This is a genomic window from Pseudomonas poae RE*1-1-14 (genome assembly GCF_000336465.1).
Lineage (GTDB): Bacteria > Pseudomonadota > Gammaproteobacteria > Pseudomonadales > Pseudomonadaceae > Aquipseudomonas > Aquipseudomonas poae.
This window is the reverse complement of sequence record NC_020209.1, coordinates 2,155,814-2,177,878: the sequence shown is the minus strand read 5'-3', so window position 1 is coordinate 2,177,878 and position 22,065 is coordinate 2,155,814. Positions and strand designations below refer to the sequence as shown.

Below are 22,065 nucleotides of genomic sequence, written 5' to 3'. Positions count from 1 at the left end.
GGTGGATCTCGATTTGTCTGGGGTTCAGTGGCGTTTGAGCAATTTGCTTTCGAGGTAATCCAGGTGCTGGGTCATCAGCTTCACGGCCGCGTTTGAATCGCGCTGTTCAACGGCATTCACCATCGCTTCATGGTCCTGCCACGCGCAATCTGTGCAGGCCTGCGCTTTATATTGGGCAATCACCAGCGACGTCAACGGCACCAGGCTGTTGAGGAACTGCACCAACGGGCCATTGCCTGCCATCACCGCCAATTGCATATGGAACTCCCCGGACAACCGAATCGCTGCCCCCCGCTGATCCCGTTCAATGCACTCACGTTCCCGTGCAATCAACCCGCGCAGTTTGCCAATGTGCACCGGAGTGGCCTGAGCGCAGGCCAACTGCACCACGGTCACTTCGGTCAGTCGCCGTGCTTCGAGAATCTGCCGCGTCTGCTGCGCATCCGGCGCGGCGACCTGGGCGCGCTGGTTGGGACGCAGGACAATCACCTGCTGATGGGACAGCCTGGTCAGCACCCGACGAATCACGCTGCGGCTCACGCCGAAGGTTTCAGCCAGGCTCTCTTCGGTAAAGCGGCTGCTCGGGACAATGCGATGTTCGAGGATGGCGTCGAACAGCCGTGAGTAGATGTCGTCTGCCGAGGGCTTTTTATCGGCGATCAGCTGCAGTGCCGGTTGGCTGGGGTAGCAGTGCAAGGCGTGGGCGGTCATGGCCGGTCTCCAAAAATCAGCTGCCCGGATGATCGTCCGGGATGGTCAGGGCAATGCCCATGCGCAGGCCTTCTTGAAGGATATGGCGGCGCATTTCGGCACTCGCCTGGGCGCTGTTCTTGTTGCGGATAGCGCGCACCACGGCTTCGTTTTCCCGCAGGCGTTCGGCCAGGTGCTCCGGCGAGTTGCGCAATACCTGGGCGCTCTGCTTGAGCGCGTTGCTGGTTTGCTGCACGACGTTCTGGAAAATCGGGTTGGCGGTGAGCGCGAACAGCGCTTGATGAAAATCGATGTAGGCGCTCATGCCTGCTTCGGCGTCACCCGCGTCGAGGGCTTCGCGCATGTCCATCAGGTTCAGCCGCAACTGGCCGACTTCCTGGCTGCTGATCGATTGCGCCACCAGGCCCACAATGAACGGTTCGAGGGTGTAGCGCAGTTGCAGGATATCTTCCAGGCTGGCATCGGCCACGGCGTCGCTCGGTTGCGCCTGGCTGACGCTGCTTTCCAGCACCACCACCCCTTTGCCGGGCATGGACCGCACCAGGCCGAGGGTTTCCAGCACGATCACCGCTTCGCGCAGGCTGGGCCGGCTGATGCCCAGTTGCTCGGCCAGTTCACGCTGACCGGGCAGCATTTCACCGCGCCGCCACTGGCCGCGTTTGAGTGCGGCGCGCAGTTTTTCCACGACTGAATTGACGACGGTTGAGGTGCTGATCACGTCGATGCCTCCTTGAGGTGTTGCGAACACAATGCCCACAGTGGATCGGTGTGGTGCCTGAGAGCGGGTTAGAACTCCTGATGCGCCGGCAGCACCGGCTTCTTTGTCTGGAAGGCATAACCTTGCTCGCCGTCCAGCACCTTGTTGGCGCGTTGGATATCAATGTCTTTTTCCCAGCGCGCGATGGCCACGGTGGCAACGCAGTTGCCGATCAGGTTGGTCAGCGCGCGGCCGATGCCCATGAACCAGTCCACCGCCAGCACCAGCACCAGGCCCACCACGGGGATCGCCGGGATGGCGGTGAGGGTCGCCGCCAGGATCACCAGCGCGGAACCGGGTATGCCGTGGGCACCCTTGGAGGTGATCAGCGAGACCAGCAGGATGGTCATCAGGTCGGTCATCGACAGCGGCGTGCCGGTGGCGTTGGCGATAAACACGATGGCCAGGGTCAGGTAGATTGAAAACCCGTCGAGATTGAATGAATAGCCGGTGGGAATCACCAGGCCCACGGTGGAGCTGCCGATGCCCAGGTGCTCGAGTTTGCGCATCACTTGCGGCAATACGGCGTCGGAGGAGGCGGTGCCCATCACGATCAGCAGTTCCTCGCGCAGGTACTTGAGCAACGGCAACATGCGCAGGCCCGACAGGCGCATCACCAGGCCGAGGATCAGCGCGACGAAGGCAAAGCAGGTCAGGTAAAACAGGCCCACCAGGCTGCCCAGGTGCTGCAGCGAATCCAGGCCATAGGTGCTGGTGGTGAATGCGATGGCACCGAACACGCCGATCGGCGCCAGGCGCACGATCATGCCCATGATGCGGAAAATCACATGGCTCAGTTCGTTGATCAGCCGTGAGATGCCCGAGGCCGCTTCGCCCACCAGGTTCAGCGCGCTGCCGAACAGCACCGAGAACAGCAGCACTTGCAGCACGTTGTTGTCGGCAAAGGCGCCGATCACCGAGTTGGGGATCAGGTCCATCAGAAACTGGCCTGTGCCCTTGAGGTGCTGGCCCTTGTTCGCCAGTTCATTGAGGCCTGCCGAGGAGAGCTGGTCCAGATGAATATTGGCACCCTGGCCGATACCGGTGCTGAACGCCATGATCAGGCCGATCACCAGGGCGACGGTGGTCAGCACTTCAAAGTAGATCACCGACTTGAGGCCGATGCGCCCGACTTTTTTCAAGTCGCCGGCGCCGGAAATGCCGCTGACCACCACGCAGAACACGATCAGGCCGATCAGCATTTTGATCAACTTGATGAAACCGTCACCCAGGGGTTTAAGTTGCGTGGAGAATTCGGGAAGGGCCAGGCCGCAGGCGATGCCGAGCATCAGGCCAATCACGACTTGCAGGAAGATCGAACGCGAGCACCATCTGAGCATGGGAGAAATCCCTATTCGGTGCCCTGGTGGTTCCAGGGCTTAATTGTTGTGGTCATACCGGTAAGTCCAGTGCGTGGCCAGTCTAGGCCAGGTATTTTTGAAATCACAAGCAAATATTTAGCGGTTGACAGGTCCCGGTCAGACCAGTCGGTCGGTAAGGGGGATGCTTGAGCGGTTGGCGGGGTAGAAAAGTTTTCGCTTATGATCCGCGCTCGACGCGCGAGGTGATGCATGGATCCGGCAGGACTGACAATGGACGAGACCGGGCGCAGTTGGTGCACATGGCGTACGGCCGCGCCGGAGTACCTGCGTTACCACGACCATGAATGGGGCGTACCGGTGGCGGATGATATTCGCCTGTACGAGAAGATCTGCCTGGAGGGGTTCCAGGCGGGGCTGGCGTGGATCACGATCCTGCGCAAGCGCGAGCAGTTCCGGGCAGCGTTCGATGGCTTTGATTTTCGCCGCGTGGCGCAGTACGGCGAGGCGGATATCGAGCGGCTGATGCACGACCCCGGCATTGTGCGTAATCGCGCGAAAATCGTGTCCACCATCAACAATGCGCGCAGGGCCTGCGAGCTGGTGGATGAGACCGGCTCGCTGGCGCGCTGGCTATGGGCGTTCGAGCCTGGTCCGGACGAGCGTCCGGCACGGGTGGACATGGCTTACTGGACCGCCAACCCGACATCGCCTGCGTCGGTGCGGCTGTCCAAAGCCTTGAAGAAACGCGGCTGGAGCTACGTGGGGCCGACCACGATGTACGCGTTGATGCAGGCGATGGGGATGGTCAACGATCATCTGGAAGGGTGTGCCTGCCGCGAGCACGTCGAAGCGCTGCGGCGCCAGTTCAAACGGCGTTGAGTTTACAGCTTGAACTCGGTCAAAACTGTGGGAGGGAGCAAGCCCCCCACACAGGGTTTTGTGTAGGTTTCAGACAAGGTCAGGAGAGGAAGCCGCCGTCCACATTCAGCGAGACCCCGGTGGTGTAGCTCGACGCATCGCTGGCCAGGAACAGCACCGCGCCGGCCATCTCGCTCGGGTCGGCCACGCGCTTGAGCGGGATCTGCGCCAGGGCCATTTTCAGGATGGCATCGTTCTTGACCAGCGCCGAGGCGAATTTGGTGTCGGTGAGGCCCGGCAGCAGGGCGTTGCAACGGATGCCGAACTCGGCGCATTCCTTGGCGAACACCTTGGTCATGTTGATCACGGCGGCCTTGGTCACCGAGTAGATGCCCTGGAACACGCCTGGCGAGATGCCGTTGATCGACGCCACGTTGATGATGCTGCCGCCACCGTTGTCGCGCATCAGTTTGCCGGCTTCCACCGACATGAAGAAATAGCCGCGAATGTTCACGTCGACGGTCTTCTGGAAGGCGCCGAGGTCGGTGTCCAGCACGTTGCAGAACTGCGGGTTGGTCGCGGCATTGTTGACCAGGATATCCAGGCGACCGAACTGCTCGCGAATACCGGCAAACACCTGGGTAATCTGCTCTATTTCGCCGATATGGCAGGCCACTGCGGTGGCCTTGCCGCCGTCGGCGATGATTGCGTCGGCCACGTGCTGGCAGCCTTCAAGCTTGCGGCTGGAAACGATCACATGGGCGCCTTGCTGGGCCAGCAACCTGGCGATGGCCTCACCGATACCGCGGCTGGCACCGGAGACAAAGGCGATCTTGCCGTCAAGGTCGAACAGTTGGGTCTTGGACATGAGGGTTCCTTGTTGTGAACGATCAGAGCGCGGATTTACCGATGACATTCAGGCTCATCTGCTCCAGCAGCTTGTTCATCTGAATGAACTGCGCAAAGCGTTTGTCCTGGGTCTGGCCATGGAAGAAGCGGTAGTAGATCTGCTGCACGATGCCGGCCAGGCGGAACAGGCCGTAGGTGTAGTAGAAATCGAAATTGTCGATCTGGATGCCGGCGCGTTCGGCGTAGTAGTCGACAAACTCGCGTCGGGTGAGCATGCCCGGCGCGTTGCTCGGCTGGCGACGCATCAGTTGCACCGGCGCAGGGTCGGCGGCTTCGATCCAGTAGGCGAGGGTGTTGCCCAGGTCCATCAGCGGATCGCCCAGCGTGGTCAGTTCCCAGTCCAGCACGCCGATGATTTGCATCGGGTTGCGCGGGTCGAGTATCACGTTATCGAAGCGGTAGTCGTTGTGCACGATGCTGGAGGCAGGGTGGTCGGCCGGCATCTTGTCATTGAGCCAGGCGCGTACGGCTTCCCACGTTGGCGCATCGGGGGTCAGCGCTTTTTCATAGCGCTCGCTCCAGCCGCGAATCTGGCGTTGCACGTAACCTTCAGGCTTGCCCAGGTCTGCGAGGCCGCAGGCTCTGTAGTCGACCCGGTGCAACTCGACGAACTTGTCGATGAAGCTTTTGCACAGCGCTTCGGTGCGGGAGGCGTCCAGGCCCAGTTCGGGCGGCAGGTCGGAACGTAGAATGATGCCGTTGACGCGCTCCATCACATAGAACTCGGCGCCGATCACCGATTCGTCGGTGCAGTGCACGTAAGCCTTGGGGCAGTAGGGGAAGCCGTCCTTGAGCTGGTTGAGAATGCGGAACTCGCGGCCCATGTCGTGGGCGGACTTGGCCTTGTGGCCGAAGGGCGGGCGCCGCAGGACGAATTCCTGATCCGGGTATTCCAGCAGGTACGTGAGGTTGGACGCACCGCCTGGGAATTGGCTGATGGTGACCGCGCCACTCAGGCCCGGAATGTGCGCCTTGAGGTAGGGATCGATCAGGCTGGCATCCAGTTCTTCGCCTGGGCGAATCGTTGTTGATTGGTCGTTCAGCGCCATGCTTATCCCTTCTGCTTATTCTTGAGGCCTTGGACTATTGGCTAATCTAATGCGCCGCGCCGCCCAGCGACAAGGTCGGGGCGGCTTAATAGGTTAGCGTGTTGGAGGATGATCAACGTGCCTGATCGGTCATTTAGTGGGCGCTGGCAAAGCGACGGGCGTGAGTACCGGGCGCCCGGCAAAATATTCCGTGAGGTTGTCGGCCACGCGTTGCACGGTGTCGTGGGCGGCTTCCGGAGACAGGCCGGCGACGTGGGAGGTCAGCACGGTGTTGCCGAGTTTCTTCAGCGTGTCGGGCACCTTGGGTTCGTCATCGAACACATCCAGCGCCGCGCCGCCGATGCGGCGTTGCTCAAGGGCGGCGATCAGGTCGGCGGTGACCACCACGCTGCCACGGCCGATATTGACCAGGTAGCCATTGGGGCCGAGCGCGTCCAGAACGCGGCGGTCGATCAAGTGACGAGTGCTGGCGCCGCCGGGGGTGGCAAGGATCAGGAAATCCGCCGTGCGCGCCAGTTCCACCGCCGTGGCGCAGTAGGTGTAGTCCACGTCATCGCGGGGCTGGCGGTTGTGGTAGCTGATCTGCATGCCGAACCCGAGGGCTGCGCGCCTGGCAATCTCCAGGCCTACCGCGCCGAGCCCGAGAATGCCCAGTTGTTTGCCGCCCAGGGAAGGGCGCATCACCTTGGGCCATTCACCGCGACGCACGGCGGCGTCGTTCTGCGGGATGCCGCGCACCAGTGACAGCAGCAGCGCCATGGCATGGTCTGCCACCGACGGCGCATTCACCCCGGCGCCGTTGGTCACGACGATCCCGCGATTGCTGGCGGCCTGCAGATCCACGTGTTCATAACCGGCGCCGATCACGCAGATGATTTCCAGCGCCGGCAACGCGGCGATTTCTTCGGCATACAGACCGAGCGGGCCACGGGTCAGCACAGCCTTGATCTGCGCACCGTGGGCCTTGATCGCCTGGTCACGTTCGGCCGGTGTCGGCGCGAGGATCACATGAAAGTCATTGCTCTCGATGATGTGCAGGTATTCGTTGATGGTCTCAACCAGGACCAGAACAGTGGTGGTCATCGCAACGCTCTTGTTGAGGGGTTTGAGCGAATGAGTATGCGGGATTTGTGAGGTGGATCGTTTTGTCGGAGTGGAAAAATTTCTTTTTTCGTAGGGCGGATCTGAATTTATTGACCATTCGTCCAGCGTCGCTTCATTGAGCCAGTCTTCGTCATCTTTCTTTCCAGCAGAGACGACACGGATGCTTGTTCCTGCCACACCGGTTGATGTCGAATGGACGCCTTATGGATACAAACATTGCCCTTCAGCGCTCATTCCCTGGCGAGCGGTAATCGCAAGTACGCTGGTTGGGCCAGCTAAATACCGACCTGGAGTTGCTATTGAAAGCTTGAAAGGGACGCCTATAAAACTGGTACGCCGACGACCAAGGGAAAGCCCTGGAAGGTGATGGAGTACCGGCACTGCATAGGTGCCAGCCATGGCAAGCTCAGTCGTTGGGTTCGGGTAGAGCTGAGCGGCGGCGCTATCCATGGTCATCCGATTTCTGAACTGGAATTCAGGAGGTTAACAAATTGATCCGACTAAACTTTACCGATGGCACGATCACCCACGACGATCTCTCGCGATTGCGACATGTCGCTGTGGCGAAGCAAACCGATTTATTGAAGGAGGACATGCTCCAGGTCGAATTCGCTGGAGGTTTTTTACTGGATGTAGGGTGGTACCCGGAGTTTGATGCCGCTGGAGACTTTCGTATAAATGTCATAAAAAATCATGACTGGGATCGTCCCGTCATGGCATTGACCGCCCACGAGACGGCCGACCTGATCGAAAAACTGGACATTGCACAGCACGTCATCAAGGACCAGCTGCGCCATTCAAACCTGGAAAGTTCAGCGTTGTAGTCTCAGGCACGAGTACGCACTCCGGCGCCCTGAATTCGGCGCTTGCAGCGATTCTGAGGTACCTGCATCGCTCACCGTTCCTCAGCTAAGTCTTTGCTTCTTCAAGAGAATCCCGGACAATCCAGCCCCTTCCATGGTCGGGGCGCTGCCTGTCAGGTTTTCTGACTCGTCCCGGCCGTGTCAATGCGGAGATCCGACCGGATGAATGATCAGGCCAATAGCGTCGACGAACGCTATGCAACGACACCTGCAACCCTCTCAAGCTGGAGCCGCCAGGACACTACCTGGATGCTGGGCCTGTTCGGCACGGCGATTGGCGCCGGCACCCTGTTTCTGCCGATCAACGCGGGCCTCGGCGGTTTCTGGCCGCTGGTGATTTTGGCACTGCTGGCGTTCCCGATGACGTTCTTTGCGCACCGTGGCCTGACCCGTTTTGTGCTGTCCGGGCGTGAGGGCTCGGACATCACCGACGTGGTCGAAGAGCACTTCGGTATCAAGGCCGGTGCGTTGATCACGCTGTTGTACTTCTTTGCGATCTTCCCGATTTTGCTGATCTACAGCGTTGCGCTGACCAACACGGTCGGCAGCTTCATGGAGCATCAACTGCACATCATGCCGCCGCCACGGGCGATCCTGTCGTTCGTGCTGATTCTGGGCCTGCTGGCCGTTGTGCGTTGCGGTGAACAGGTGATCGTCAAAGCCATGAGCCTGATGGTGTATCCGTTTATCGTCGCACTGCTGTTCCTCGCGGTGTACCTGGTGCCGCACTGGACTGGCGGCATTCTCAGCACCGCCAGTGTGGTCCCGGCGCCGTCTGCGTTGCTCAACACCCTGTGGCTGGCGATTCCAGTGATGGTGTTTTCGTTCAACCATTCGCCGATCATCTCGGCCTTCGCGGTGGACCAGAAGCGCCAGTACGGCGCCCACGCCGATGAGCGCAGTTCGCAGATTCTGTGCCGCGCCCATGTGTTGATGGTGGTGATGGTGCTGTTCTTCGTGTTCAGCTGCGTGCTGACCCTGTCGCCGGCGCAACTGGCTGAGGCGAAGGCGCAGAACCTGTCGATTCTGTCGTACCTGGCCAACCACTTCGATAATCCGACCATCGCCTTCGCCGCCCCGCTGATTGCGTTTGTGGCGATTGCCAAGTCATTCCTGGGCCACTACATCGGCGCCAGCGAAGGTCTCAAGGGCCTGATCGTCAAAACTGGCCGCCGCCCGGCGCCCAAGACCCTGGACCGCATGACTGCGGCCTTCATGCTGGTGGTGTGCTGGCTGGTCGCAACGCTTAACCCAAGCATTCTCGGCATGATCGAAACCCTGGGCGGGCCAGTGATTGCATCGATCCTGTTTTTGATGCCGATGTATGCCATCCGCAAGGTGCCCGCGATGGCCAAATACCGTGGGCAGGCGTCCAATGTGTTTGTCACGGCGGTGGGTGTGGTGGCGATTACGGCGTTGGTGTATTCGTTTATTGCTTGAGGTTTGACACAGCTTTCAGGGCTGCTCAACATCTGAAATGTGGGAGGAGCAAGCCCCTCCCACATTTGTTTTGTGGTGGTGCTGATACTGGATTCCAGGCATAAAAAAACGCCGCGTACCTTGCGATACGCGGCGTTTTTTCACATCAACACCTTAGGCTTGAATCACCGGGATGTTGGCGCTTGCTGCGATCTTGCGGAACTCAGCAATCTGGTCGAAGTTGAGGTAGCGGTAGACGTCACTGGCCATGGTGTCCAGTTTCGCTGCGTAGCCCATGTACTCTTCGACAGTCGGCAGGCGACCCAGGGTAGAGGCCACTGCCGCCAGCTCAGCCGAAGCCAGGTAGACGTTAGCGCCGTCACCCAGACGGTTCGGGAAGTTACGGGTCGACGTGGAGACAACCGTCGAGTTCGGCTCAACCCGTGCCTGGTTACCCATGCACAGCGAGCAGCCCGGCATTTCCATGCGTGCGCCAGCCTTGCCGTAGATGCCGTAGTAGCCTTCTTCGGTCAGTTGGTGAGCGTCCATCTTGGTCGGCGGCGACAGCCACAGACGGGTTGGCAGCTGGCCCTTGACCTGCTCCAGCAACTTGCCGGCAGCGCGGAAGTGACCGATGTTGGTCATGCACGAACCGATGAACACTTCGTCGATCTTCTCACCGGCAACGCTGGACAACAGACGGGCATCGTCCGGGTCGTTAGGCGCGCAGAGGATCGGCTCGTTGATTTCCGACAGGTCGATCTCGATGATTTCAGCGTATTCGGCGTCGGCATCGGCTTCCATCAGCTCAGGGTTGGCAACCCAGGCTTCCATCGCTTGGGCACGACGTTCCAGGGTGCGCGGGTCGCCGTAGCCTTCACCGATCATCCAGCGCAGCAGGGTGATGTTGGAGTTCAGGTACTCGGTGACCGACTCTTTGGACAGCTTGATGGTGCAACCGGCAGCTGAACGTTCGGCAGAGGCGTCGGACAGCTCGAACGCCTGCTCCAGCGTCAGGTCGTTCAGGCCTTCGATTTCCAGGATGCGGCCGGAGAAGGCGTTTTTCTTGCCTTTCTTTTCTACGGTCAGCAAGCCGGACTGGATCGCGTAGTAAGGAATGGCGTGCACCAGGTCGCGCAGGGTGATGCCAGGCTTCATCTTGCCTTTGAAGCGCACCAGGATCGATTCCGGCATGTCCAGCGGCATGACGCCAGTGGCTGCGGCGAACGCGACCAGACCGGAACCGGCCGGGAACGAGATGCCCATCGGGAAACGGGTGTGGGAGTCGCCACCGGTGCCGACGGTGTCCGGCAGCAGCATGCGGTTCAGCCAGCTGTGGATGATGCCGTCGCCTGGACGCAGCGATACGCCGCCACGGGTCATGATGAAGTCAGGCAGGGTGTGGTGGGTGGTCACGTCGATCGGCTTTGGATAAGCCGCGGTGTGGCAGAAGGACTGCATCACCAGATCGGTCGAGAAGCCCAGGCACGCCAGGTCTTTGAGTTCGTCACGGGTCATTGGACCGGTGGTGTCCTGAGAACCGACGGTGGTCATCTTCGGTTCGCAGTAGGTGCCGGGACGCACGCCTTTGCCTTCCGGCAGGCCGCAGGCCTTGCCGACCATCTTCTGCGCCAGGGTGAAACCCTTGCCGGTGTCGACTGGGGCTTCAGGCAGCTTGAACAGGTCGGTAGGGCCCAGGCCCAGTTCAGCGCGTGCCTTGTCGGTCAGGCCACGGCCGATGATCAGAGGGATACGGCCGCCGGCACGGACTTCGTCCAACAGCACCGGGGTCTTCATTTCGAAGGTGGTGATGACCTCGTCGGTCCCGTGCTTGCAGACTTTGCCAGCGTGCGGGTACAGGTCGATCACGTCGCCCATGTTGATGTTGCTGACGTCGAACTCGATCGGCAGAGCGCCAGCATCTTCCATGGTGTTGTAGAAGATCGGCGCAATCTTGCTGCCGAAGCAGAAGCCGCCGGCGCGCTTGTTCGGCACGTAAGGCACGTCGTCGCCGAAGAACCACAGCACCGAGTTGGTGGCCGATTTGCGCGACGAACCGGTACCGACCACGTCACCGACGTAGGCGATCGGGAAGCCCTGGCCGCGCATCTCTTCGATCTGCTTCATCGGGCCGGTTTTGCCTTGCTCGTCCGGCACGATGCCTTCGCGGGCCATTTTCAGCATTGCAAGGGCGTGCAGCGGGATGTCAGGGCGCGACCAGGCGTCTGGTGCCGGCGACAGGTCGTCGGTGTTGGTTTCGCCAGTGACCTTGAACACGCGCAGGCTGATCTTGTCGGCCAGGGTAGGGCGGTTGCGGAACCATTCGCCGTCAGCCCAGGACTGGAGCACGCCTTTGGCATGCTCATTGCCGTTCTTGGCTTTTTCAGCCACGTCGTGGAACGCGTCGAACATCAGCAGGGTGTGCTTGAGCTGGGCGGCCGCGACAGGCGCCAGCGTGGCGTCGTCCAGCAGCTCGACCAACGTCACGATGTTATAGCCGCCTTGCATGGTGCCAAGCAGTTCAACGGCGCGTTTCTTGTCGATCAGGGGGGAAGTGGCTTCGCCCTTGGCCAGGGCGGAAAGGAAACCGGCCTTGACGTAGGCAGCTTCGTCAACGCCTGGTGGAATGCGGTTGGTGATCAGGTCAACGAGGAATGCTTCTTCGCCGGCAGGAGGATTTTTCAGCAGCTCGACCAGGCCTGCGGTTTGTTCGGCGTTAAGCGGCTGGGGAACAATACCCAGGGCTGCACGCTCTTCGATATGTTTGCGGTAGGCTTCAAGCACAGTTATTACCCTCATCAGTGGTCCCACGGGACGCTCATCCAGAAATGATCGGCACGCATGCGCTCGGGGGCTTTTTGGGCCGCAAAGCCAGCGCTGCCGGCATCTCTCACAGAAGCTGCTTTCAAAGTTTTACGCCTGCAGAACGAAACTGATGAGGGTTGGCGAGGGCTTGACCTACCGAGTCATTGACCATCGCCAACACCGTTCTGAAGGAACGACTGTGCTCGTGACGCTTTGAAAACAGCTTCCAGCGGATTATTGGCGCCTTACAAGGCCGGGTGATTCTACGGCAAAAAAAATCTAAAGGTAAGTTGCCTGGCCAAGTTTGCCGGGTGATCGGGCTTAGACATAGGGCTAACATGGCCGACTGTTTCGCTGGTTCGTGTAGTGCCCTCTCATCAGATGACGTCAGGATCTGAGGTTTCACACAACCACATCCCTGTGGCGAGCGGGCTTGCCCCGCGTTGGGGTGCGAAGCGCCCCCAATCCAGCAAAGCGCGGTGTACCTGATACGGCTCAGCGCCTGGTATTGGGGCTGCTGCGCAGCCCAACGCAGGACAAGCCTGCTCGCCACAGGGGAATCTGCGCTTAACTGAACGGCATTTGGGCAAGCCCGCTCACCACAGAAGCTTCCGTTTGGCGGACGACAGCGCTCAGTCGACGACTTGGTGCCGCCGCCCACCGTTAATCTTCATCGTCTCAGGAGTTGATGGCCAGCTCTTCAAGGTGATCCATCAGGGTCTGCGGTTTCAGCACCAGCACATCGCTCTCCACCGCATCGAGCACCACCTCCGCCGTATTACCAATCAACGCTCCGGAAATCCCGGTGCGCGCCACGGTGCCGATGATCGTCACCGCCGCCTGCCATTTGTGCGCCGCAAACGGGATCAGTACATCGGCCGGGCCTTCCTCGATATGCAGATGCGCGTCGTCCACATCGAATTGCGCCTGGAACGCCTTGCACTGCTCGCGATAACGCGCCGCGATGGTTTCCCTGAGCTGGAACGTCGGATCGGCCGCCGCCAGCATTGGCGATGGGTGGGCGCTGATCACATGCAGTTGCGCCTTGGCCAGGCTGGCAATTTCGAAGCCATGGTCGATGATCGAGTCGTGCAGCGCGCGATGTTCGCTGTCGGTATTGCCCACATCGATCGCGGCGAGGATCACGCCACCGCTCCACGGCGTAGAGGTCTTCACCAGCAGCACCGGCGTCGGGCAGTAGCGCAGCAGTTTCCAGTCCGCCGGGGTCAGCAGGGCCTTTTTCAGCGGGCTGTCGGGCATGTGCTGCTTGATCACCAGGCCGCAACCCTCGGCCTGCTGCACGTCGATGATGGTTTCATGCAGGCTGTCATTCCATGCCTGTTCGGTGGTGACGCTGTAGCCGTCCTCCCGCAAGCCGGCCTTGAGCTGGCTCAGCAGCGCCGAGTGCTCGTGCCGCCTGTCGCACACCAGCAAGTGCAGGTGCGCGCCGGTCACGCCGGCGATCAGCCTGGCGCGCCTGAGGGCCAGGCTGTCGGCCTGTTCGGGCTCGATAATCACCAGGATGCTGCGGATGGCTTGCATGGTCGGCACCTCCATGAACGTGGACTGCAACAACTATAGTTGCTGCCCGGCATTCGTCATCTTGATACACGTCAAGGTTGGCGGCTGGTGGTCTGCGGCGCGCTCGGTATAATCGGCGCCCTTTTGTGATCCTTTGCCCGTGAGCCTGATGAACCTGCCCGACATCCACCAATTCCTCGGCTGCCGCACCCCCGATGCCTGGGTTCAGGCCGCGCTGGCCGATCAGGACACCCTGCTGATCGACCACAAGAACTGCGAATTCAAGGCGGCCAGTACCGCCCTCAGCCTGATCGCCAAGTACCACGGCCATGTCGACCTGATCAACATGATGTCGCGCCTGGCCCGCGAAGAACTGGTGCACCACGAACAGGTGATGCGCCTTATCAAAAAGCGCAAGGTCGAGCTGCGCCAGTTGTCGGCCGGCCGCTACGCCTCGGCGTTGCGCAAGGTGGTGCGCAACCACGAGCCGGTCAAACTGGTGGATACACTGGTGGTCGGCGCCTTTATCGAAGCGCGCAGTTGCGAGCGCTTCGAAGCCCTGGTGCCGCATCTGGACGAAGAACTCGGCAGGTTCTACTTCGGTTTGCTGAAAAGCGAGGCGCGGCATTTCCAGGGTTATTTGAAACTCGCGTATCAGTATGGCGATGCGGCTGACATCGCCCAGGTCATCGAGCGGGTGAGGGCGGCCGAACAGGAGCTGATCGAGTCAGCCGATGTCGAGTTCCGCTTTCACAGTGGCGTACCTGCCTGAGGTGATCAGCGAGGTGATCAAGGGGCCAGCGCCTTCAGGATCCCATGGGCCACCTTTACGCGCTCGCTGTTCGGGTAGTTACTGTTCGCCAGGATGACCACGCCCAAGCGCTTGCTCGGCACATAGGCCACATACGCGCCGAAACCATTGGTGGAACCGGTCTTGTTCACCAGCGTGTCCGCATGGGGCGCGCGCGCAGGTGTCAGCCACTCGACCTTGTGCGGCTCCACGGCCATTTGTGTGGAGTTGCCATCAATCAGGGCGTCCAGCGCGATCGGGTATGGGTACATTTCCCAGCCCAGGCCCTGCGTCATGCCATTGACGGTGTAGTAGCCGGTATGGGTAAGCGCAATGGCCTGCTGAACGAGTTTTGCCTGGCCAGCGGGGTTAATGTTGACGTCCACGTAGTGCAGCAGGTCCGCCGCGCTGGTCTTGATGCCATAGGCTTCACTGTCCATTGCGCCTGCGCCAACGCGTACAGGTTTTCCTTTGCTGTCATAGCCTTGGGCGTACAAGCTCATCTTGTTTAGAGGGACTTTCAGGAAGGTGTGCTTCAGCCCAAGCCTGGGCAGCAAGGTCTTTTCCATCAATTGATCGAATGGCTGCCCCAGGCTTTGCGCCGCCAGATAACCAAACAGGCCCAGGCTTGGGTTGGAATACAGCCGCTGGGTGCCAGGGGCAAACGCGGGTTGCCACTGCTGGAAATAGCCGATCATGCGCTGGCTGGCATCCGCCTCCTGGGGAAATTGCAGCGGCAGGCCGCCAGCGGTGTAGGTGCCCAGGTTGAGCACGCTGATGTGATCGAACCGGCCGCCCTTGAGTGCCGGCAGGTAGTGGCTGGCAGGCTGATCGAGGGTCAGTTTGCCGGTGGCCACGGCATAGCCTGCGAGGGTGGCGGTGAACGTTTTGCTCACCGAGCCGACTTCGAACAGGGTGTTCTCACTGACGGATTGCCCGCTTTGCTTGTCCGCCACGCCGTAGCTGAAGTACTGCGCTTTGCCGTCCTGCAGCACCCCAACGACCAAACCGGGGATGGCTTGCTGTTGCATCAGCGACTTGACGCTGGCGTCCACCACGGCGCGCAGGTCGGTCGCGGCCAGGCAGTGGCTTGCGCCAATAAACAGCGCAAGGGCCGTGACAGACGGGATGAATCGAGGCATGGGTCGCTTCCATGGCAGATAAAGAGGGTGGGCAAGTTTCGCAAATACCGGCGGTTTACCCCAGCCCTTCGGTAAACCTTTTACGAAACATAATGAAACATTTGCTCGCCCGCGAAGCTCTATCGCTACACCCGTATAGAGTCCGTCAATGAAAACGCCGCGTCCCTCCGCCCGCATACCGCACCTGACCCAACTGCGTAATCTCAAGATGGCCCGTTCGGCCCATGCCTACGTGCGCGGCAGTACCGTCCAATTCTACGAATGGCTGCACAGCCTGCCCGGTCGACGTCTGCCCAGCGGGCCGCCGATCTGGATCTGTGGCGATTGCCACGCGGGTAACCTGGGGCCGACCGGCGACAACAACGGTCGCATCGACATGCATATCCGCGACCTCGACCAGACCGTGATCGGCAACCCGGCCCATGACCTGGTGCGCCTGGCGTTATCCCTGGCCACCGCCGCGCGGGGCTCGGACCTGCCCGGAGTGACCACGGCCCGCATGCTCGAAGAAATGATGCTGGGCTACGCGCAGGCCTTCAAGGACAGGCCGGATGAAGTGCCGCCACGGCCGTCCCAGGTCAAGGCCGGGATGCGCAGCGCGGTGGAACGCACCTGGAAGCACCTGGCCCGCGAGCGCATTGATGACGCACGTCCGACCATCCCTCTGGGCAAGCATTTCTGGGCATTGTCCCGCGCGGAAAAAAGCGCGTTGCAGACCTTGTGCGGCTCCGATGAGCTTCACCACCTGGTGACCTCGCTCAAGGGGCGCCCCAAGGACGCCAGCGTCGAACTGATGGACTCGGCTTATTGGGTCAAGGGGTGCAGCTCGCTCGGTCTGCTGCGTTACGCGGCATTGCTGCGCGTGGGCGACAAGGAAGATGAGGAATACTGCCTGATCGACATCAAGGAAGCCGTCGGTGCAGCGGCTCCGCGTGCGGCACGCGCAAAAATGCCACGGGACAACGGCCGGCGTGTGGTGGAAGGCGCCCGCCAGCTGTCACCGGGCCTGGGTGAGCGCATGCTGGCGACGCGTTTTCTGGATCACGGTTTTTTCATCCGCGAGCTGTTGCCCCAGGACATGAAGCTGGAGCTGGACGAGTTGAGTGAGATCGACGCCATGCACGCCGCCGGTTACCTGGCCCGTGTGGTTGGCATCGCCCATGCCCGGCAAATGGATCGGGCGACGCGCAGGGATTGGATGGCCATGTTGCAGGAAAACCGCTCACGGCAGCTGGACGCACCGTCCTGGCTATGGACCAGCGTGGTGCAACTGGTGGGCAGCCACGAGCAGGGCTACCTTGACCATTGCCGGCGGTATGCGCTGGAACACTGATCAGACCAGGTACTTATTGAACCAGCCCAGGGTGCGTTCCCACGCCAGGTTCGCCGCCGCCTCGTCGTACCTTGGTGTCGAGTCGTTGTGAAAGCCATGGTTGGCGCCCTTGTAGATGAACGCCTCATAGTGCGTACCAGCCGCTTTCAGCGCCTGTTCATAGGCCGGCCAGCCTTCGTTGATCCGCGTGTCCAGCTCGCCGTAATGCAGCATGAGCGGCGCCTTGATGCGCGGCACATCCCTCGCCTCGGGCTGGCGGCCGTAGAACGACACGGCCGCGCCCAGTTCCGGATAGGCCACTGCCGCCGCATTGGTCACGCCGCCGCCGTAGCAAAAACCAGTGATGCCGACTTTGCCGGTGCTCTCGTCGTGGTGCATCAGCCATTCGATGGCGGCGAAGAAGTCGTTCATCAGCTTGGTCGGATCGACGGTTTGTTGCAGCGCAACGCCTTTTTCATCGTTGCCGGGATAGCCGCCCACCGAGGTCAGGCCATCGGGCGCCAGGGCAATGAAACCGGCCTTGGCCAGGCGTCGGGCGACGTCTTCGATGTAGGGGTTAAGGCCACGGTTTTCGTGGACCACCACCACCGCCGGCAGCTTGCCTGCCGCTTTTGCAGGGCGTACCTGATAGCCGCGCACTGTGCCGTTGCCCTTGGGCGAGGGGTAGGTGATGTAGTCGGCCACGATATCCGGATCGGTGAACTTCACCTGCTCGGCCAGCGCATAGTTGGGGCTCAGCGCCGCGAGCAGCGCCGACGCGGTCAGGCCGCCGAAGGTGAACAGCGCGGCACGATCGAGAAATTCGCGGCGGTTGAGCTTGCCATGGGCGTAGCCGTCGTAGAGCTCCAGCAGTTCGGGGGCGAAGTCTTTGGCAGTGAGACGAGTCATCGGTGCACTCCTCGATTGGCGGTGGCAGACACTGTAGACCACTAAGCCGAATCAGTACTTGTAAGCCTGACGACCGATCAGCAGCCACTTGCCTTTTTGCTTCTGCCAGACCTGGAAGTTGTCGATATCGGTCGGCACCTCGACGCCGCTGTTTACCGCCAGGGCGTGAAAGTGATTGCGCACCAGGGCGGTGTCACCGTTAAGGGTGATGGTCTGGTTCTGCATTTCGAGGGTCTTGAACGCGCTGACGTGGTTTTCCAGGTCGGCGATAAATTGCGCTTTATTCTGCACCTTGCCGCTGGAGTGACCGTAGGTGAGGGTGTCGGATGTGAGTGCGTTGAGCTGCTTGAGGTCCAGGTGCAGCATGGCCTGGGTCAGTTGGTCGACGGCCTGGGCAACTTCTTTTTCGGCAGGGGCAGGCGCAGCGACGACGTAGCCGGTGAACAGGCACAGAAAACCGATCAGCACTTTGAAGGTTTGCATGGGGATTCCTTATTGTTGTGGGGGGTGCACACTCATTAGGTGAGTCGTCGTACAACCATGCAATAGATTCGGAAGGGAAGGAAAGTGAATTTTTGAAATATCTTGAAAGGACTATGCTGATACCCAATCACCCGATACCTGCGAGCGAGAGAATGGAATTCAACTGGCACAGCGACAGCCTGACCCGCGCCACGCCTGTCACCTCAAGCTACAAGAACACCCAGAACGTACGCCGATTCATGCTTGAACACTGTGGTGCGGCGTTCAGGTTCGATCGTCCATTCATGGCCTGGATCCGCGACGGCGCGCCCAAGACGCTGGGGGATGCGGTGGACGAGTGGCAACGCCGGCAGGCCGGCGTTTAAACCTCTGTTTTTCGGTGTACATATCTGTTGCTGCGGTAACGGTGACTTAAGGTTCCGCTCTTGCGGCGGCTCACTTTTGGAAAGACCCCAAAGCCTGCGTTCGGCCAGCGTGTTTGACGGGGCGCCTCAGATCAAGATCAAGAGCGCGGCGGCCTTATAGCCGACCGAGATTGTCTGCCGAACCCTGTACACAATGTGGCGAGCAGGCTTGTCCTGCGTTGGGATGCGTAGCAGCCCCAATACCAGGCGCTGAGCCGTATCAGGTACACCGCGCTTTGCTGGATTGGGGGCGCTTCGCACCCCAACGCGGGGCCAGCCCGCTCGCCACGGGGCGTTTCGCGATCCTCTAATTTGTATTCAGCTTGTCATTCAGTCGCCAGCGGCGGCGTGCGCGGCGGCACCAGGCGCTGGCTGCCAGTAGCTTCATACGCCGCAGCAAAGCCCAGCAGCGCCGAGTCATCGTAGGCTCGGCCGGCGAAGGTCAGGCCGACCGGCATGCCGATGTCCGCCATCACGCCCATCGGCACGGTGACGGTAGGCACGCCCAGATGGCGGATGGCGAGGTTGCCATTGGCCACCCACACACCGTTGCTCCAGGCGATGTCGGCGGACGCTTCGTTCACGTCCGCATCGGCCGGGCCCACGTCGGCCACGGTGGGGAACAGCACGGCGTCAAGTCCGCGTGCGTCCATCCAGTCTTCCAGGTCGACGCGGCGCGTGTGTTCCAGGCCGCGCAGGCCTTCGGCCAGGGTGGCGATTTCGTTCCACGGCGTGATACCGCGCTGGGCCATGCGCACGTATTCGTCCATGCCGGCGGCCAGATCGTCTTCGCGGTTGGGCAGGGTGCCGGGGTCGTGGGGGAAGATCTGCGGGCCGTCCACATCGGCCAGGCGGTTAAGCGCCGGATCGCCGTTGGCGCGCAGGAAGTCATCGAAAGCCCAGGCTGAGAGTTCCCACAATTCATCGTGCAGGAACTCTTTGGATACCAAGCCACGGGTAAACACGGTCGGCGCGCCGGGGCGGTCGCCTTCGCAGTTGGACACCAGCGGGAAATCCACTTCGATCACTTCGGCTCCCGCTGCTTCGAGCGCCTGGCGTGCGGCCTGCCACAGGTCGATCACCGTCGCGCGGGTGTTGATTTTCTGCCCGGTGGGGCCGCCGATGCCGGGCTTTTCGCTGGTGCCGGCCTCGGGGTCGGCATTGATGTACATGCGCGGCACGCCAAAGCGTTTGCCGACGAGGGCGGCGCTGCCGGTCGCGAGTGCTGCGTAGGACGCCGGACGCACCGACGTAACGCTTGGGAGCGGCACCCACGGCTGCAGGCGCCACAGGTCGCCTCGGGTGTCGGGGTCTTCGGCCACCACCACGTCGAGCACTTCCAGCAGGTCGGCCATGGTGCGCGCGAACGGCACCACCACGTCCATGGTCGGGGTCAGCGGCCAGTTGCCGCGCACCGAAATCACTCCGCGTGACGGGGTGTAGGCGCACAGGCCGTTATTCGACGCCGGGCCTCGCCCGCTCGACCAGGTTTCCTCGGCCAGCCCGAACGCCGCAAAACTCGCCGCCGTGGCCGTGCCGGCGCCGTTGGACGAGCCGGACGCAAAGGGCGCGGTCAGGTAATCGGCGTTATAGGGGCTCTCGGCCCGGCCATACACGCCGCGCTGCATGCCGCCATTGGCCATCGGCGGCATGTTGGTCTTGCCCAGGCAGATGGCGCCACCGCCACGCAGCCGTTCAATGGTGAACGCATCACGCTGTGCGACCAGCCTGGCAAACGCCGGGCTGCCGGATGCAGCGGTGAGGCCCTTGACCAGATAACTGTCTTTGGCGGTATACGGAATGCCATCCAGCGGCCCGAGCGTTTCACCTTTGGCCCGGCGCGCATCGGACGCCTCGGCCTCTTTCAACGCATCAGGGTTGCGCACCACCACGGCGTTCAACGCGGTAGCGGTGTGCGGGCCGTCATAGGCATCGATCCGCGCCAGATACGCCTTGACCAGTTCAACGGCGGTGGTCTGGCCAGATTCAAGCGCAGCGCGCAATTGGGCAATCGAGACTTCGGTAACTTGCATCACGTTCTTTTCGCCGCCTTCAAGTGGGGGTATGGCGGCAGTCTACGTACAGATATTTCACAGTGCCAGCTTACTGCTAAGGTGAGCGCTTTGAAGATTCACGCTCCAGGGAGGAGAAGATGCCAAGACCCTATATTGCCCTGATCGCTCTGATCGGGTTTTCGTTGTACACCGTGGCGACGATGTTAACCGCCGAGCAATCGCTGCTGGCCTTCGGACGCGAGTTGATGGCGCGCCCGGACACCGCCCAGGTGGTGATCGACCTGTACCTGATGGCGGCGCTGGCCTGTGTGTGGATGTACCGCGATGCCAAGGCGAGAGGGCGGTCGGTTGTCTCACTGCTGCCGTACTTTTTGCTGACGGCGGTATTCGTGTCGGTGGGGCCGCTGCTGTATATCGTCGTGAATGGATTCGCGCGACGCTAGCGCAAGCCTCCCGCCCCGGTGCGGTCCACCAGTTGCAGGCTGTCGCGCCCGCCACGTTTGGTTTCGTAGAGCGCGGTGTCGCCCAGTTCGATCACCGCGGCCAATGAGGCGGGCGGTTGGTCGAACAGGTTGGCGCCGATGCTCAGGGTGACCGGCGCCGGCGTGGTGAACGCTTGCGCGGCCAGATGCTGGAATTGCTCGCGCAGGTGGCTGCCCAGTTCGATGATCTGCTGCCTTGAGGTGTTGCCCAGCAGGATCACGAACTCATCGCCGCCCAGGCGGGCCGACAGCGCGCCCTGGGGCGTCGTGCTGCGGATCAGTTCGCTGAGGCCGATCAGCAGGCGGTCGCCGGCGTTATGGCCGTAGAGGTCGTTGACCAGCTTGAAGTTGTCGATGTCGATCAGCAACAGCGCCCCGGCTTGCGTTGACGACACCTTGGCCAGCAGGCGCGGTGCCCGCAGTTCCAGGGCGCGGCGGTTGTAGAGGGCGGTCAGCGGGTCGCGGGCGGCCAGTCGGGCGATCTGCTGTTCGCGGCGATGGCGCTCGGAGCCGGTCATCGACAGCGCAATCAGCATGATCGCCATGGCGCCCTCCACCAGGGAAATCTGGATGATTTCGCCCTTGAACGAGGCCAGGTCGATCAGCGCGCCCGGTATCAATACCGACAGCGCCTTGACCACATAAAAACCCCCATGAAAGCGCAACACGTAGCGCAGCTGCACCGCGCCGATGCTCAGCGAGCTGCCGTGGGGCCGCAGCAGATAACTCGCCCGCAGCGTCGGCAACGCCACCAGCAACGACTGCACGCCCAGCATGGCCTTGGACCATGGCAGATCGGCCGGCAGCGCCAGCATGCCGAACCACACGGCAAGCATCAGCAACCAGGCTCGCGAGAGCTTTACTTGGGTAAACCGTGCAACGCCGAGCAGAAACAGCACGTGTGCGCTCACCAGCAAGCCATTGGCCAGCCAGATGCCGATCATTAAAAAGCCGTTGATGCGCAGCAAGGCCAGGGTGGAGCCGATGCCGATGGTGGCGAAACCGCTGGCCCAGAACAACAGCGACGGTTCACGCACGCTGTGCCATTCAATCGCAAGGTAAAGGGCGGCAGCGGCTGCCAGGGCAACGGTCAGTGCCAGAATCGTAGGGGGGTCGAGCGTCATGTTGGTGCCGGATTGCCTGGGTGTGCGTTTAAAAACGCGATTGTAAGCGCACACGCAGGTTTTTCGGAGCTTTCAGGGTGGTGGCG

General features: G+C 61.4%; 20 protein-coding genes. 7 read left to right on the top strand and 13 right to left on the bottom strand.

The genetic code is table 11. The annotated features are described in order from the left end of the window. Positions 1–24: 24 nt before the first annotated feature. The 3 genes from H045_RS09510 to H045_RS09500 form a co-directional block, all read right to left on the bottom strand. Positions 25–711 carry a GntR family transcriptional regulator gene (locus H045_RS09510; protein ID WP_015372216.1) on the bottom strand — a complete coding sequence of 229 codons (687 nt, stop codon included), beginning with the start codon at positions 709–711 and terminating at the stop codon, positions 25–27. A 16-nt stretch (positions 712–727) separates the two neighbouring features. Further along, positions 728–1,429 (bottom strand): FadR/GntR family transcriptional regulator, encoded by a 702-nt coding sequence (locus H045_RS09505; protein WP_015372215.1) that lies wholly within the window; start codon positions 1,427–1,429, stop codon positions 728–730. Positions 1,430–1,497: 68 nt separating this feature from the next. Further along, a complete protein-coding gene (locus H045_RS09500; RefSeq protein ID WP_003236454.1) occupies positions 1,498–2,808 on the bottom strand; it encodes a C4-dicarboxylate transporter DctA in 1,311 nt (436 codons plus the stop codon). A 231-nt stretch (positions 2,809–3,039) separates the two neighbouring features. Between H045_RS09500 and H045_RS09495 the strand changes: the two genes are divergently transcribed. After that, positions 3,040–3,669, top strand: a complete 630-nt coding sequence (locus tag H045_RS09495) for a DNA-3-methyladenine glycosylase I (protein WP_003236456.1) — start codon at positions 3,040–3,042, stop codon at positions 3,667–3,669. A gap of 79 nt (positions 3,670–3,748) precedes the next feature. Here the strand turns inward: H045_RS09495 and H045_RS09490 are convergent, their stop codons facing one another. The 3 genes from H045_RS09490 to H045_RS09480 form a co-directional block, all read right to left on the bottom strand. Beyond that, positions 3,749–4,516 (bottom strand): SDR family oxidoreductase, encoded by a 768-nt coding sequence (locus tag H045_RS09490; protein WP_015372214.1) that lies wholly within the window; start codon positions 4,514–4,516, stop codon positions 3,749–3,751. A gap of 22 nt (positions 4,517–4,538) precedes the next feature. Then, entirely contained in the window at positions 4,539–5,606 is a 1,068-nt protein-coding gene (locus H045_RS09485) for a phosphotransferase family protein (protein ID WP_015372213.1), read from the bottom strand. Between the two features lie 129 nt (positions 5,607–5,735). Further along, complete coding sequence (locus H045_RS09480; protein WP_015372212.1) at positions 5,736–6,689, bottom strand: 2-hydroxyacid dehydrogenase; 954 nt, start codon at positions 6,687–6,689, stop codon at positions 5,736–5,738. Positions 6,690–7,201: 512 nt separating this feature from the next. Between H045_RS09480 and H045_RS09475 the strand changes: the two genes are divergently transcribed. Then, positions 7,202–7,534, top strand: a complete 333-nt coding sequence (locus H045_RS09475) for a hypothetical protein (protein ID WP_015372211.1) — start codon at positions 7,202–7,204, stop codon at positions 7,532–7,534. A gap of 201 nt (positions 7,535–7,735) precedes the next feature. Beyond that, complete coding sequence (locus H045_RS09470; RefSeq protein WP_015372210.1) at positions 7,736–9,013, top strand: serine/threonine transporter; 1,278 nt, start codon at positions 7,736–7,738, stop codon at positions 9,011–9,013. A 153-nt stretch (positions 9,014–9,166) separates the two neighbouring features. Here the strand turns inward: H045_RS09470 and acnB are convergent, their stop codons facing one another. Then, positions 9,167–11,776: a bifunctional aconitate hydratase 2/2-methylisocitrate dehydratase gene (acnB, locus tag H045_RS09465; protein WP_003236466.1), complete on the bottom strand. Its 2,610-nt coding sequence runs from the start codon at positions 11,774–11,776 to the stop codon at positions 9,167–9,169. Positions 11,777–12,475: 699 nt separating this feature from the next. Next, positions 12,476–13,339 (bottom strand): universal stress protein, encoded by an 864-nt coding sequence (locus H045_RS09460; protein WP_003236468.1) that lies wholly within the window; start codon positions 13,337–13,339, stop codon positions 12,476–12,478. A 148-nt stretch (positions 13,340–13,487) separates the two neighbouring features. Here H045_RS09460 and H045_RS09455 point away from each other — a divergent pair, with 148 nt between their 5' ends. After that, a complete protein-coding gene (locus tag H045_RS09455; RefSeq protein ID WP_015372209.1) occupies positions 13,488–14,090 on the top strand; it encodes a MiaE family protein in 603 nt (200 codons plus the stop codon). A 17-nt stretch (positions 14,091–14,107) separates the two neighbouring features. Here the strand turns inward: H045_RS09455 and ampC are convergent, their stop codons facing one another. Next, positions 14,108–15,250 carry a class C beta-lactamase gene (gene ampC, locus H045_RS09450; protein ID WP_015372208.1) on the bottom strand — a complete coding sequence of 381 codons (1,143 nt, stop codon included), beginning with the start codon at positions 15,248–15,250 and terminating at the stop codon, positions 14,108–14,110. Positions 15,251–15,398: 148 nt separating this feature from the next. Between ampC and H045_RS09445 the strand changes: the two genes are divergently transcribed. Further along, positions 15,399–16,583 (top strand): DUF2252 family protein, encoded by a 1,185-nt coding sequence (locus H045_RS09445; RefSeq protein WP_015372207.1) that lies wholly within the window; start codon positions 15,399–15,401, stop codon positions 16,581–16,583. Here H045_RS09445 and yghX read toward each other — a convergent pair whose 3' ends face one another. Both yghX and H045_RS09435 read right to left on the bottom strand, forming a co-directional pair. Then, positions 16,584–17,471 (bottom strand): YghX family hydrolase, encoded by an 888-nt coding sequence (gene yghX / locus H045_RS09440; RefSeq protein WP_015372206.1) that lies wholly within the window; start codon positions 17,469–17,471, stop codon positions 16,584–16,586. A 51-nt stretch (positions 17,472–17,522) separates the two neighbouring features. After that, positions 17,523–17,954 (bottom strand): nuclear transport factor 2 family protein, encoded by a 432-nt coding sequence (locus H045_RS09435; protein ID WP_015372205.1) that lies wholly within the window; start codon positions 17,952–17,954, stop codon positions 17,523–17,525. A gap of 152 nt (positions 17,955–18,106) precedes the next feature. On the opposite strand from H045_RS09435, the gene H045_RS09430 reads away from it, so the two are divergent. Then, positions 18,107–18,319: a DUF6434 domain-containing protein gene (locus tag H045_RS09430; protein ID WP_015372204.1), complete on the top strand. Its 213-nt coding sequence runs from the start codon at positions 18,107–18,109 to the stop codon at positions 18,317–18,319. A gap of 365 nt (positions 18,320–18,684) precedes the next feature. On the opposite strand, the gene H045_RS09425 is transcribed toward H045_RS09430, so the two are convergent. Further along, complete coding sequence (locus H045_RS09425) at positions 18,685–20,394, bottom strand: amidase (RefSeq protein ID WP_015372203.1); 1,710 nt, start codon at positions 20,392–20,394, stop codon at positions 18,685–18,687. 116 nt (positions 20,395–20,510) lie between these two features. On the opposite strand from H045_RS09425, the gene H045_RS09420 reads away from it, so the two are divergent. Next, positions 20,511–20,816, top strand: coding sequence for a DUF2834 domain-containing protein (locus tag H045_RS09420; protein WP_003236482.1), 306 nt, complete (start codon positions 20,511–20,513; stop codon positions 20,814–20,816). On the opposite strand, the gene H045_RS09415 is transcribed toward H045_RS09420, so the two are convergent. Then, positions 20,813–21,979 carry a GGDEF domain-containing protein gene (locus tag H045_RS09415; protein ID WP_003236485.1) on the bottom strand — a complete coding sequence of 389 codons (1,167 nt, stop codon included), beginning with the start codon at positions 21,977–21,979 and terminating at the stop codon, positions 20,813–20,815. The two genes, H045_RS09420 and H045_RS09415, sit on opposite strands and share 4 nt — an antisense overlap. Positions 21,980–22,065 lie beyond the last annotated feature (86 nt).

Bases quoted from the DNA above. Each gene is read 5' to 3' on its own strand.
- H045_RS09420 (WP_003236482.1), top strand. From the start codon at position 20,511: ATGCCAAGACCCTATATTGCCCTGATCGCTCTGATCGGGTTTTCGTTG.
- H045_RS09430 (WP_015372204.1), top strand. From the start codon at position 18,107: ATGGAATTCAACTGGCACAGCGACAGCCTGACCCGCGCCACGCCTGTC.
- H045_RS09480 (WP_015372212.1), bottom strand. From the start codon at position 6,689: ATGACCACCACTGTTCTGGTCCTGGTTGAGACCATCAACGAATACCTG.
- H045_RS09415 (WP_003236485.1), bottom strand. From the start codon at position 21,979: ATGACGCTCGACCCCCCTACGATTCTGGCACTGACCGTTGCCCTGGCA.
- H045_RS09500 (WP_003236454.1), bottom strand. From the start codon at position 2,808: ATGCTCAGATGGTGCTCGCGTTCGATCTTCCTGCAAGTCGTGATTGGC.
- H045_RS09470 (WP_015372210.1), top strand. From the start codon at position 7,736: ATGAATGATCAGGCCAATAGCGTCGACGAACGCTATGCAACGACACCT.
- H045_RS09510 (WP_015372216.1), bottom strand. From the start codon at position 711: ATGACCGCCCACGCCTTGCACTGCTACCCCAGCCAACCGGCACTGCAG.
- H045_RS09455 (WP_015372209.1), top strand. From the start codon at position 13,488: ATGAACCTGCCCGACATCCACCAATTCCTCGGCTGCCGCACCCCCGAT.
- H045_RS09490 (WP_015372214.1), bottom strand. From the start codon at position 4,516: ATGTCCAAGACCCAACTGTTCGACCTTGACGGCAAGATCGCCTTTGTC.
- ampC (WP_015372208.1), bottom strand. From the start codon at position 15,250: ATGCCTCGATTCATCCCGTCTGTCACGGCCCTTGCGCTGTTTATTGGC.
- H045_RS09460 (WP_003236468.1), bottom strand. From the start codon at position 13,339: ATGCAAGCCATCCGCAGCATCCTGGTGATTATCGAGCCCGAACAGGCC.
- H045_RS09445 (WP_015372207.1), top strand. From the start codon at position 15,399: ATGAAAACGCCGCGTCCCTCCGCCCGCATACCGCACCTGACCCAACTG.
- H045_RS09435 (WP_015372205.1), bottom strand. From the start codon at position 17,954: ATGCAAACCTTCAAAGTGCTGATCGGTTTTCTGTGCCTGTTCACCGGC.
- H045_RS09495 (WP_003236456.1), top strand. From the start codon at position 3,040: ATGGATCCGGCAGGACTGACAATGGACGAGACCGGGCGCAGTTGGTGC.
- H045_RS09485 (WP_015372213.1), bottom strand. From the start codon at position 5,606: ATGGCGCTGAACGACCAATCAACAACGATTCGCCCAGGCGAAGAACTG.
- yghX (WP_015372206.1), bottom strand. From the start codon at position 17,471: ATGACTCGTCTCACTGCCAAAGACTTCGCCCCCGAACTGCTGGAGCTC.